Below are 12,482 nucleotides of genomic sequence, written 5' to 3' on the forward strand. Positions count from 1 at the left end.
TTTGGGTGCCGCCTTTTTTCAAAAAGGCGGCGTCTTCTGAAGCTCTTTAGAAAAAGCGTCACCAAAAACATTTGTAATTTCAGGATGTTATTGAGCCTGATTTTTCGAACAGCTTCTTACATGAACGGGTTATCCACCTTTCCGCCCTTGTGCGAAGGTGGCTTGATGGCGGCAGGCAGGTCCGGCGTCGATGCCAGGCAGTTCACAACCGATTGTAGAAATGCCAGCAGGTCCTGTGCCGTGCGCAACCCCGCACGGTCGCGGGTCAGGTTCGCCTGCCCATAGAACGCGATGCTGTCGGTACCATTTTCGATTGTGATCCCGCCAAGCGTGCAGGATGCGCTGTCATCAGCAAAGGGGATCATGGCCGGGGGGGCAGGCTGTTTCATGTCTCTCGGGTCCTTGGTTGGGGCGGGGGAGTATCATTCCCGCCAGTAATGGCGGACGCGGTGTGTGCGATATCGTGACGTGGTGTGCCGGACGGTCCGCAGGGGCAGGGTAATGTATGTCTGTTTCAGCGCGGACGGTAGCGCGGGAAACGGATCGACGCCCACCGTGTGGATCAGGACATTGATCGTGACGCGGTTGCATCCTGGATTACGCAATGCATTGCGACAGACATAAACGCCCGCAGCCTGTCTGCGTGGATCGTAAATGGCCTTCCATGTTGATGTCGGGACCAGCACCCTATCATGCCCGATGCTGGAAAGGCGGCGGGCGTGAAATGCCGGGCCGGTAACGACATAAACTTCGCCATCCCGCAGGGCCAGACGTCGGACCGCGCTTTCTATTTCCTCCCACTTCCCCCGGTTGAGTGCAGCGCTTTGCGGCACGACATTCGACAGGCGGAAGCTTTCTGCCTGTGTGGCCTCATCAGGCATGTCGCCCGAAGGGGTCATATGGCCCCGGTCATACCCCGAATGAACATAATCCGTCAGTTGCGCGCCTTCACCCGCGGGCAGGCGTTCATCGGGCTGGAATTCACCACGGCGGGGTGTGGCTTCGGCCTGGCGGATGGCTTGTGCCGTCAGGCGTTCGGCGGACCAGACGGGTTCATGCGCAAGACCTGAATGCAGGACGGCAAAGGCCGTATTGCATAACAGGCGCGCCTGTATGGAAAGTTTTTCATTGGTCAGGGCAGGCAGATGAGCTTCCGGTCCCATGGAATCGCACGATGCGGCCCGTGCCCCTGATATCAGCGCCGCCACCATCAGCATCATGCATGCCAGAGGGAACAGGGCATCCAGAAGGGCGACCGTGTGCTGGCGATGGGTGAACATATGGTGGTGGAATCCTGTCATGTCTGTTAATCACGGCGGCAGAAATTAAGGGAGGGTGAGTGACATGACGGACGATTCCCCGCATGTACGTTACGTGCAGGCCCCCGACCCGAACAAGGTGATCCTGCGACGGCGTGAAAAGCCGCTGACCCCGATGCAGCGGAAATTATATGTCGGCATCCGTGTTGTGGTCGTACTTCTGGCCTGCCTTGCGGTGGGTGACATGTTGCTTAACTGGTTGCGTGGTGCCTGACGCAGGCGCTGTGATTTAGTGAATCGGCGTGTTTAAAGCAACGGATTGATAAAGATAGAAGTTTTTTGCAAAGAGGTGCGAAAGACATTGTTCTTCAGGCGGCAGGCACGCCCCGGAATATTGAGAGGGCACCTGGAAAGGCAGGACCAGCCGCCGACTGGGATCATGAATTTCTTGGAAAATCTTTGACAGAAATTGCCTTTTTAAAAATAAAATAATATCCACAGGCTTCTGTTGTTCTTTTTTGATGAATTGCTTTCAAATTCTCTCTTTTTTTGCTGTCGTGATTTCCTTTTTAAATGATGCCCTGAGAGACCGTTTGAAAAGTAAGTCCAGATAACATGCTGAAATTATAAAGATTTTTGGTGAAGCTTTTCCCAAAAAGCTTCAGAAGATACCGCCTTTTTCGATCGAAAGGCGGCACCCAGAAACTTTTTTATTTGTTTTCAAACACGCTCTGATACTGCCCTTCAGGGGGAGCCCGCATCGTCGTGGGCAAGCGCTATGGTAATGTCGAGTGTCTCTTCATTAACCTGTGCATCGAATAAGGGGTCCGTGCGTACGGCGTCCTCGCTTGCGATCATGTCCCCGAATCTGATTTGGGGCCAGTTGATCCGGTCATGCGCGGGACGTGTGAATTCAAATGACACCATGGGATGCGACACCAGTCCCCCCGATGGGCCGGGCGCGACATAATCCCACGTGAAACGGCATCGCGCCGGTGCGCCCGCCTGCATGAACAGGGCATGGACAAAGCCCGGGCTGATGTCCGTCTGCAACACATTCATCAGGTAATGCGGCGTCTGCTGGATCAGGTCGGATGTCAGGCGGGTGCTGAAGATACCAGCGGCGATCATTTGCGGCATCTGCGTGATGAAGCGTGTCTGGTCGATGGTGGCCTGCACGATGCAGCCATGTCCCGTTGTGTCGATCCGGGCGCTGACCCCCCAGGCCTGCGCGGTGGAATTGGGCGGCAACAGCGCAGCGGGATAGGGGGCGGCATGGGCCATCCCGGTGACAAGGAACATGGACGCCGCAAGGCCGAGCCTGCGTGCAGACCCATCGAATCGGGCGGCAAAAGACATACGGAAATGTTCGGATAGGAACGAAAACGAGCAAATTCGCATTAAATTTTTTCTTAAACTTTCTGGCGGACCATTCTGGCCGGACCGATTGTTGCGTCATGCCATGATTAAAAGTCCAGCACCGTGCAGGCAAAATCACGCCTGTGGGACGTGGCGCGGCGCAGGGTTCGTAAAAAAGCCCCCGTCACCCTACCGCCCTGCCGCAGGCCATGGGGGGACACTCTCTTTTCTTGGCTGTTTTGATGTGCCAAAGCGAAGTCATGGCATATATTACCACAAACCCCTACACCAACGAAGTGGTCGCCCGCTTTGCTGACCTTGAGGACGCCCAGCTTGAGGCCCTTGTCACGCAGGCGGCCGATACTTTTGAAAAATGGTCACGCACCTCCTTTGCGGAACGTCGTGCCATCATGAAAAAGGCGGCTTCCCTGCTGCGTGCGCAGGCGGATGATTACGCTGCCCTGCTGACGCTGGAGATGGGCAAGCTTGCGCGCGAAGCACAGGGCGAGGTTAAGCTGTCGGCTGATATCCTCGATTACTATGCCGACAATGCGGAACGTTTCCTTGCCCCGGTCCCGCTGAAGGAAGCCGAGACCGAGAATATGCGCCCGATGATCGTCAGTGACCCTATCGGCGTTCTGCTGGCGGTGGAGCCATGGAATTTTCCGTACTATCAGCTTGCGCGCGTCGCGGGTCCGCAACTGATGGCGGGCAATACCGTGGTTGTGAAACATTCGTCCATCGTGCCGCAATGCGCCGCCGCCTTTGACAAGCTGTTTCAGGATGCGGGGGCTCCGGCCGGTGCCTATACAAACCTGTTCGCCACGCGTGACCAGCTTAATCGCCTGATCGAGGACCCGCGCATTGCTGCGGTGTGCCTGACGGGCGGTGAACGTTCCGGCGGGTCGGTCGCATCCCGTGCGGGCAAGAGCTTGAAGAAGACGACGCTGGAACTTGGCGGGGCCGATGCATTCATCGTGCTTGATGATGCGGACCTCGACAAGACGGTCAAATGGGCCGTCTGGGGGCGCCTCAATAATGGCGGACAATGCTGTGTCGCGTCCAAGCGTTTCATTGTTGCCGATTCCATTGCCGATGCATTCATCGCAAAGTTCAAGGCGGCACTCGATGCGCTGGTCGCGGGCGATCCGCGCGATGCGGCCACCACCCTGCCGCCCATGTCTTCCCAAGGGGCTGCCGACGAACTGAACGAGCAGGTCCGTCAGGCCGTCGCCCATGGTGCCCGTCCGCTTTATTGCGGGGCGGAAGTGCCAAAGCAGGGCGCGTTCGTCCGTGCGACCATCCTGACGGATGTGGCACGTGATAACCCGGCTTATTTCCAGGAATTCTTTGGTCCGGTGGCCATGGTTTTCCGTGTGGGCAGTGATGAGGAAGCGATTGCGCTGGCGAACGATTCCGAATTCGGCCTGGGTGGTTCTGTCTTTACCCGTGACGAGGCGCGCGGCGTGGCCGTGGCCCTTCAGGTACGCACTGGCATGGTGTTCATCAACCACCCGACATGGACTGCCCCCGAACTGCCGTTCGGTGGGATCAAGAAATCGGGTTACGGGCGCGAGCTTTCGGGCCTTGGTATTGATGAATTCGTCAACAAGAAGCTGATTAACGTCGTGAATATCGACGCACCGTAATCAGGTTACATCACGGGTGGGGTCTGGTCCCACCCGTGAGATACGGATGCTTGCACATGGCGGTCTGTTTCGTGGTCGTCATGAAGTAAAAGCAATAAAGAGACATAAAAAAGACATAATATTCCACTTTTGGCACATGTGTTTCAAAAGTATATCTTTAATGTTATTTAAAAATTCACATCAAAATATTGTTTTTCTGATTGAATGCAGCCCTGTGATAGGCAATATGCGTTGTCATGTCCGCAGGCAGGAAGGCGCAGAGGCGTTTTGCAGGTCGGTGGATATGTAAATCAGGGGTATGCGGGCAACGATCCCGTAATGCTAATGACGACAATAAGAAAGATGTACCGGCAACCAATGCTGCGGCAGGTGAGTGGGACAGGGTGTTCCATCTTTTGGCCTGCCGGGTCAGGTCCAACCGGTTGCAAGAAGGCAGGATACCATGCTTGGTTCACAAATTATTGAAATAGATGGGATCTTCGTGGGCACGGCGATCCTGGTGGACAGGAACCAGACCCACCGTTTTTATGCCACCCACGACAATGTACGCTCACTTCACAACATGATCGTGCCCGACATGACGGCGCTGAAGCATCGTGTGGCGCAGACATTTCGCCGTATGGCGCGTTGTGATGTGGGCGCGCTTGGTCGTTTGCGCCCACAGGGGCAGGCATGAGAAAATGTCCCATATGAGTGAACGCCCTGTTTGCCACAAAGACATCGTTCTTGTGCAACAGGCGACACGCACAAACCATTAAGGAACTGTTAATCCCCCTTTGGTTGCTTGGAATCTTCCCCATATCACAAGGATATACCAAAGGGAGGGAGCAGGCATTTCCATAAATGACCTGCGCATCACGGATTGAAGCGGTTCGCCCAGAAGGGAGGGCGCCGCTGCATGCCCTGCGGCGCATGATAACAGCGACATTCTGGCGTCATGACATTGCGTCGTGCGATGCCATGTTTCTATCCGTCTGGCGAAGTGTGACGTATGGGAGTGCCCTAGCAGGCTGTCGGATTGGGATTTTTTGCGTAACAGCATTGCTTAATATTATGAAAATAATAGACTTTTCGACACAAAGAACAGAAATATGTTTTCATACGTTATGAATGATGTCTATTTTAGCGCCCAATCCAACAGCCTGCTAGAAACTGTTTAAAAGTGCAGGCGCGATAACATACTGAAATTATAAAGATTTTTGGTGAAGCTTTTTCTAAAAAGCTTCAGAAGGTGCCGCCTTTTTCGATCGAAAGGCGGCACCCAGAAACTTTTCTTATTTTTCAAATAATCTCTTGGTCTTTGGCAGGACGATCCTGATCTTGGCGTGGGTTTCTTTGTTTACTGCCATGAGTATTATTATATATATTTCTTAATGAAAGTTTGAATAATAATTGTCTACACCAACTGAATGGATACGACGGTACCCTAGTGACACAAGAAAAGCGTCGATCTGTGCATGTTTTTCGACATCATCATCATTGAATATCAGTGCTTCTATTTGCAAAACGCAATTATTATTACATAAAATATTATGCATTCCACGCAGTACAGCGAACTCAGCACCTTCTACGTCAATTTTGGCGAGTATTATATGGCCTGAGAGATCTAGGAGACTATCCAGTGCGCGTGTAGAAACCTTTACGCAATTAGTATGATCTTGATTTTCAGGAACAATACCGACGCCCCCGCGATTTTTACCGGGATGCAGTTTTGAGGGGAAGAAAAAAGTTTCCCCATCTTTGTCTGAAAGAGCAAAGTTATGTGTCTTGATAAAAAATTCTGGATCATTGAGGAGTAGATTTGCCTGAAGTTGACGATGATTTATTTCGTCCACCTCAAATGCAATAATTTGATCAAAAACATTTATTCGGGACATATGAAGGGAATACAAACCGAAATAAGAACCAATATCAAGAAATACCTTTTTTGATGTATTTCCATGGAATCCGGATGCAATTTCTTTCATATAACTTAACTGTTTTTGTTCCCATGCTCCATTATAAATAATCTCATGATCGACTAATGACTCTTCATCCAGCAGTAGATTCAGTCCGTCTCGCTGATAAATCTTAAAATTTCGACCTGTATTTGGAATGGATGTCGCTATAGCTGTTGTGTGCGCATAATCGGCTTGACGCTGTAGAGTGATACTGTCGATCCGAATGCGCGATCCTGCTGCGGTAGATACGCGAAATTCAACCTTGATATTTGTGGTGGGGTTTGAAAACTCGATCTCTGCAATTTTTCCTGTGCCTGGGCACAGGGCAGATGTCCCTAGGGTAAATAGGCCCATCTCTGTGGAGACATCACATGTAGATTCATTTTCTCCGGCTTCGAACATGCCATTGAACACAACTTTCCAAGATCCGGAAGGTATATCCACGTATGGTCCCCACAGTAACGTGGCGGACTGTTCGATGTTAGTGCCGTTTTTTATTTTATCTATATAAATATATGAGTGAAAATCATCAGAAAGATCGAAAGAAATAGTCGTTTTAATTTCCAGAATATTCACATTATCCAGATGTTATCCAGATTTTATCTGGATCTGTGATTGTCTTGTAAATATTTATGGCTTTTTTTTACAAAAAGCAACATTCGCCCGCCGTGCAGGTTGTGAACCTGCACGGCGGGTTGTGCCTTATGGGCTGTCTGCATTCAGCGTAGCCCAATCATAGCGCATGCGAGGTGGACGAAGCCCATGAAGGCCGTGAGTGTCTTTTCGCACCGCAGGGCGATTCTTCGGAAATGTTTGAGTTTATTGAAGAAGCACTCGATCTGATGGCGTTCTTTGTAGAGTCTCCACTCTATTGGCGGAACGATAGCGCGACTGGGATTGGCCTTGATCTGAGCGGTTGCACCGAGTTCATCAGCAATGAAGGCGCGCAGAGGATCAGCCTCATATGCGGCGTCGGCGATGACGTGGCTGACGCCCTGCAAACCGGACAGGAGCGTCTTTGCCTGCGATCGATCGCCATATTGTCCCAGCGTCAGATGAATGCGTAGCGGCAGGCCGATCGCATCGACGACCGCGTGGAGTTTGGTCGTCAATCCGCCACGCGACCGACCGATGGCGGCAGCTTCAGCCCCCCTTTTGCGCCCGTTGCATCAGCGTGGACTTTCGAAATCGTGCTATCGGTCAGGACATATTCAAAGTCGGGCGTATCAGCCAGGGCATGAAACAGCCTCCCCCAGACGCCCGCATGCGACCAGCGCCGAAAACGGGAGTGGATTGTGGTCTATTTGCCAAAAACCTCCGGTAGATCGCGCCAGTGGGCCGCATTGCCGGCCATCCACAGGATCGTATCTACGAACAGCCGATTATCGGCCCCGCTCCGCCCGGGCAGTCCGATCCGGCCGGGAAGATGGTTTTTGATCCGGCTCCATTGCTTGTCTGTCGGTGTCCGTCTGCTCAAGGCTCGCCTTCCATAGACAGCCTTGAATCAGAACTTCAATCCAAGTGGAATCCCTGAATGCAGACAGCCCCTAACGAATGATGCGACGGCGCAACTGCGCCACGTCGCGCACCGCACCATGCGACGCGCTGGTGGTCAGCGCGGCATAGGCCTGCAACGCGGTGGACACGACACGGTCGCGGTTTGGCTGCCATGCCTGTTCGTCCCGCTCTTCCATGCGTTCGCGGCGTGCGGCCATTTCGGCGTCACCCACTGTGGTGCGCAGAACGCGTGCGGGGATGTCGATTTCGATGGTGTCGCCTTCCTCCAGCAGTCCGATCAGGCCACCTTCCGCCGCCTCGGGGGAGATGTGGCCGATCGACAGGCCCGAACTGCCGCCAGAAAACCGCCCGTCTGTAATCAGGGCGCATTTTTCAGCCAGCCCCTTGGACTTCAGATAGCTGGTGGGATACAGCATTTCCTGCATGCCCGGACCGCCCTTGGGCCCTTCGTAACGGATGACGACCACGTCGCCCGGCTTGATCCTGTCGCCAAGGATGGCGGAAACGGCGTCGTCCTGGCTTTCGAAAATACGTGCGGGACCGGTAAAGGTCAGCAGGTTCGCCGCAACGCCCGCTGTCTTCACGATGGCCCCGTCCTCGGCGATATTGCCGAACAGGACGGCAAGCCCGCCGTCACGGCTATAGGCATGTTCGCTGTCGCGGATCGCGCCTGTCGCGCGGTCGGTGTCCAGTTCGGTGTAGCGGCTTGCCTGTGAAAATGCCTGTGTCGTGCGGACACCGCCGGGGGCGGCGCGAAACAGGGTGCACGCGGCATCGTCCACGTCCGGATTGCCAATGTCCCATTTCGACAGTGATGTGCGCAGGTTGGGGGCATGGACGCTTGGCACGTCATCATGAAGCAGGCCCATGCGCATCAATTCGCCCATGATGGCCGGAATGCCGCCTGCGCGATGCACGTCCTCCATATGGATGTCAGAGCGCGAGGGCGCGACCTTGCACAGGTTCGGCACCCGGCGCGATAGGCGGTCGATATCGGCCATGGTGAACGCGACCTTGCCTTCATGCGCGGCGGCAAGCAGATGCAGCACCGTATTGGTCGACCCCCCCATTGCGATATCGACGGACATGGCATTTTCAAAGGCAGCCAGGGTCGCAATCCCGCGTGGCAGGGCGGTGGCGTCATCATGTTCGTACCATTGCCGTGCCAGTTCGACGATGCGTCGCCCGGCCTGAAGGAACAGGTCGCGCCGGTCGGCATGTGTCGCAAGCAGGCTGCCATTGCCGGGCAGGGCAAGGCCGAGCGCCTCGGTCAGGCAGTTCATGGAATTGGCAGTGAACATGCCAGAGCACGATCCGCAGGTCGGACAGGCAGAGCGTTCGATCTGCTGTGACTGGTCATCGCTGATGCGGGTATCCGCCGCCGCGACCATGGAACTGATGAGGTCTACGCGCCGCTCGACGCCTTCGTTCAGGATCTTTCCTGCTTCCATCGGCCCGCCAGAAACGAAGATCGTGGGGATGTTCAGCCGCATCGCCGCCATCAGCATGCCCGGCGTGATCTTGTCGCAGTTGCTGATACAGACCAGTGCGTCGGCGCAATGCGCGTTGACCATATATTCCACCGCGTCCGCGATCAGTTCGCGCGACGGCAGGCTGTAGAGCATTCCGCCATGGCCCATGGCGATGCCGTCATCCACGGCGATGGTGTTGAATTCCCGTGCGACCCCCCCGGCTTCGGCCACTGCACCGGCGACAAGCTGGCCAAGATCCTTCAGATGGACATGACCGGGCACGAACTGCGTGAACGAATTGGCCACCGCGATGATCGGTTTGCCGAAATCCTGGTCCTGCATGCCGGTCGCACGCCACAGGCTGCGCGCACCGGCCATGTTGCGGCCATGTGTCGTGGTGCGGGAACGATAGGCAGGCATCGGTAAACCTTTCTGCGGTATGTGGGACAGCCAGTTGACGATATGGATATGACTACACGGCAATTACAGGACCGCACAGTTCCACGCCACCCCGTTGTTTCACGCGGTGCGTGTGGTGCGAAAGGGGGTGGGGGGATGTGTCCCGCAACTCTGTGCAATGGCAGGCGTTTCGGATCAATCCGGAAGAAAGGGCAGGCATGACCGATACAGGCAATCGAATCGTACGCACACAGCCATCCCCCCCATCCCGCCAGGGGCGTGCGGTGCCCCCCGTGCGTGCGATCCTGGCCGGCAGCCTGTGTGTCGCGGTGCTTGCGTTGGTCATCTTGTGGTCATGGGACTGGTTCATCCCGCTGGTTGAACGCCGGGCGGGGGCTGCGATTCATCGCAAGGTCACGATCGCGCATCTGCATGTCCATCCCGGCCGGGTCATTCGGGTCGGGGCGGATGATGTGCGCATCGAACAGCCTGCGGGTTTTGACGACCTGCCGCCATTTGCCACGGCGCGGCGTCTGGATGTTTCCATCCGCTGGTGGCCGCTGTTGTGGGGGGGCGGTCTGGATCTGCCGCTGATTGCGCTGGATACCCCGGTGGTGGAAATCCGCGAACGCGCGGATGGCAGCACGAATTACGATTTTTCCGCCCCCGACATAAAACCCGATCCCGGCACAAAGGGGACGAAAACGCCAGATGCGGCATCAGCGGCAGTAAAGGCAACAGGGACAACGGGGACGTCAAAGGCGGATGGCGCCACATCAACCACCACCGCACAGCCGGACGCCATGACAGGAGGGGGCACGCCGTCAAAGGGGGCGTCGGCCACCACGGATGGCGACGCCACGACAATCCCGCGTATCGGCGCGATCCGTATTGCCAACGGGCAACTGCATGTCGTGCATGCCGGATTGCATACCGACATGCGGGGGGCGGTCCGCACGACCGACCCCGCCAATGGGCAGGATGCCCGCCTGCTGGTGGATGCGCAGGGTACCTATGTCCGGCAGGCGATAACCGGGCATTTTTCCGGCGGGACACTGGTATCGTTGCAAAATCGCACGCAGCCGTATCCGGTTGACCTCGATATACGCCATGGCGCGACCCGCCTGACCCTGCGTGGAACCATTGATGATCCGTTGACCCTTGCCGGGGCGCGCCTGCGGCTGTCCCTCGCCGGACCGGATATGTCGCTCCTATATCCTCTGACGGGGGTGGTCATCCCGCAGACCCCGCCCTATCGCGTGGTGGGAAACCTTGATTACAGTGCCGCGCATATCCGTTTCCGCGACCTTGACGGGCATGTCGGTTCCAGCGATCTGGGCGGCAACCTGTCGATTGACCCGCACCAGGCGGTGCCGTTCGTGGATGCTGACCTGCATTCGCGACGTGTGGACCTTGCTGACCTTGGTGGTTTTTTCGGCGCGACGCCGGGGGACAGGCCTTCCACCGCGCAGCAGCAGGCAGAGGCCCGCGCCCATGCCAGCAGTAATGCCGTGTTGCCCAGCACGCCGATCAACATGCCAAGGCTGCGTGCGACGAATGTGCATTTCGCCTATCACGGGGATCATATCGAAAACCGGCATACGCCGTTGGACAATATCGATGTGCTGGCTGATATCCGTGACGGCGTCATTGATGTCCACCATCTGAATTTCGCGGTGGGGTCAGGCACTCTGGCCAGCAATGGCACCTTTACCCCACATGGTGACGCGGTGGAGGCACGGATCGGCATCGACCTTGTGCGTATCAACCTGTCGCGCCTGATGCAGGCTGCCGGACGGTTCCAGGGGAGCGGCATCTTTGGTGGTCATCTTGCGATTCATGGGACGGGGACCTCGCTTGCGGGTATCGTCGCCAATGGCGATGGCGGCATGACGGTCGCGCTTGACCAGGGGGGAGATATTTCCGCCGTGCTGCCGGATCTGCTGGGACTGGAACTTGGCAAGGCGTTGCTGTCCATTCTTGGATTGCCTGCCAAGACCGACCTCAAATGCATGGTCGCGGATATGCCGTTGCGGCAGGGGGTGCTTGATACGCGCACCTTCCTGATCGAGACGGGCGACACCCGCACGGTTGGCAAGGGAAGCCTCGATTTCCGCAACAATACGATTGATTATGCCCTCAGCACGGATTCACGCCATTTCGCGGTGGGCTCCTTTCCGGGGACCCTGCATATTACCGGTCTGTTGAAAAAACCTTCCATCGTGCCGGGCACGGAAACGATCGCCCGTGCGGTGGGGTCTGTCCTGCTTGGCGTGGTGACGCCGGTGGCGCTGCTGCCGACGATTGAGGCCGGGGTGGGCAAGCAGTCATTGTGCGCGCAGGCCATCCGGCAGATGCAGGACAATCCTGCGTCGGGCAAGGCGCCAGTTGCGGGGCGTCCGCAGGCCGCAAGACGCCATCAGGCCGCTGTGGGCCGACGTGGCACGGGTAAACAGGCGACAGCCACACGGGCAACAGGCATACGGGGGGCGGGGCAACTGAGTGCTGCCGAACGTGCCTGGATCCGGGCGGTCTGGGCCGCGCGCCTGAAGGCAGGGCATTGATCCATGATGGTATGGAATCCCTGCTTGACCATACGTGGCGATATAGGCAAAAAGAACGCCATGGCCCCATCGCGGGCCGGACAATGGGGCGGCACATGGTCGTTCCCATCGTGACACTGCCCTGTCCCCAGGGTCAGTCGCCGGGTTAGCACAGTGGTAGTGCAGCGGTTTTGTAAACCGAAGGCCGGGGGTTCAAATCCCTCACCCGGCACCATATTTTCAAAAAACAAGATCGCTCGTGCGGATTTCACGCCCAAGAGACTGTTTGAAAAGTCAGCCTCGATAACACCCTGAAATTATAAAGGTTTTTGGTGAAGCTTTT

At 56.2% G+C, this 12,482-nt stretch carries 9 protein-coding genes, 1 tRNA gene and 1 pseudogene; 5 read left to right on the forward strand and 6 right to left on the reverse strand.

The annotated features are described in order from the left end of the window. Window positions 1–116: 116 nt before the first annotated feature. Both B7G66_RS07380 and B7G66_RS07385 read right to left on the reverse strand, forming a co-directional pair. The gene (locus B7G66_RS07380; RefSeq protein ID WP_003617379.1) at window positions 117–389 is read right to left on the reverse strand and encodes a hypothetical protein; all 273 of its coding nucleotides are present in this window, start codon (window positions 387–389) and stop codon (window positions 117–119) included. A 33-nt stretch (window positions 390–422) separates the two neighbouring features. Then, window positions 423–1,301, reverse strand: coding sequence for a DNA/RNA non-specific endonuclease (locus B7G66_RS07385; protein WP_408734746.1), 879 nt, complete (start codon window positions 1,299–1,301; stop codon window positions 423–425). Window positions 1,302–1,344: 43 nt separating this feature from the next. Here B7G66_RS07385 and B7G66_RS07390 point away from each other — a divergent pair, with 43 nt between their 5' ends. Further along, complete coding sequence (locus B7G66_RS07390; protein ID WP_003617382.1) at window positions 1,345–1,533, forward strand: hypothetical protein; 189 nt, start codon at window positions 1,345–1,347, stop codon at window positions 1,531–1,533. A 470-nt stretch (window positions 1,534–2,003) separates the two neighbouring features. Here B7G66_RS07390 and B7G66_RS07395 read toward each other — a convergent pair whose 3' ends face one another. Then, complete coding sequence (locus B7G66_RS07395; protein ID WP_141312669.1) at window positions 2,004–2,618, reverse strand: hypothetical protein; 615 nt, start codon at window positions 2,616–2,618, stop codon at window positions 2,004–2,006. Window positions 2,619–2,878: 260 nt separating this feature from the next. Here B7G66_RS07395 and B7G66_RS07400 point away from each other — a divergent pair, with 260 nt between their 5' ends. Then, complete coding sequence (locus B7G66_RS07400; RefSeq protein ID WP_003617385.1) at window positions 2,879–4,267, forward strand: NAD-dependent succinate-semialdehyde dehydrogenase; 1,389 nt, start codon at window positions 2,879–2,881, stop codon at window positions 4,265–4,267. Between the two features lie 442 nt (window positions 4,268–4,709). After that, on the forward strand, window positions 4,710–4,943 hold the full coding sequence (locus tag B7G66_RS07405; RefSeq protein WP_003617387.1) for a hypothetical protein: 234 nt from the start codon (window positions 4,710–4,712) through the stop codon (window positions 4,941–4,943). Between the two features lie 694 nt (window positions 4,944–5,637). Here B7G66_RS07405 and B7G66_RS07410 read toward each other — a convergent pair. From B7G66_RS07410 to ilvD, 3 genes and pseudogenes are all read right to left on the reverse strand, one after another. Next, on the reverse strand, window positions 5,638–6,783 hold the full coding sequence (locus B7G66_RS07410) for an FkbM family methyltransferase (RefSeq protein WP_141312673.1): 1,146 nt from the start codon (window positions 6,781–6,783) through the stop codon (window positions 5,638–5,640). Between the two features lie 143 nt (window positions 6,784–6,926). Next, window positions 6,927–7,684: pseudogene (locus B7G66_RS17175) on the reverse strand (IS5 family transposase). A 70-nt stretch (window positions 7,685–7,754) separates the two neighbouring features. Continuing rightward, the gene (gene ilvD, locus B7G66_RS07430; protein ID WP_003617404.1) at window positions 7,755–9,617 is read right to left on the reverse strand and encodes a dihydroxy-acid dehydratase; all 1,863 of its coding nucleotides are present in this window, start codon (window positions 9,615–9,617) and stop codon (window positions 7,755–7,757) included. A 197-nt stretch (window positions 9,618–9,814) separates the two neighbouring features. Here ilvD and B7G66_RS07435 point away from each other — a divergent pair, with 197 nt between their 5' ends. Both B7G66_RS07435 and B7G66_RS07440 read left to right on the forward strand, forming a co-directional pair. Further along, window positions 9,815–12,160 (forward strand): AsmA family protein, encoded by a 2,346-nt coding sequence (locus B7G66_RS07435; protein WP_080545492.1) that lies wholly within the window; start codon window positions 9,815–9,817, stop codon window positions 12,158–12,160. Between the two features lie 139 nt (window positions 12,161–12,299). Then, a tRNA-Thr gene (locus B7G66_RS07440) sits at window positions 12,300–12,374 on the forward strand. Window positions 12,375–12,482 lie beyond the last annotated feature (108 nt).

It is taken from the genome of Novacetimonas hansenii JCM 7643 (genome assembly GCF_000964405.1).
GTDB classification, from domain to species: domain Bacteria; phylum Pseudomonadota; class Alphaproteobacteria; order Acetobacterales; family Acetobacteraceae; genus Novacetimonas; species Novacetimonas hansenii.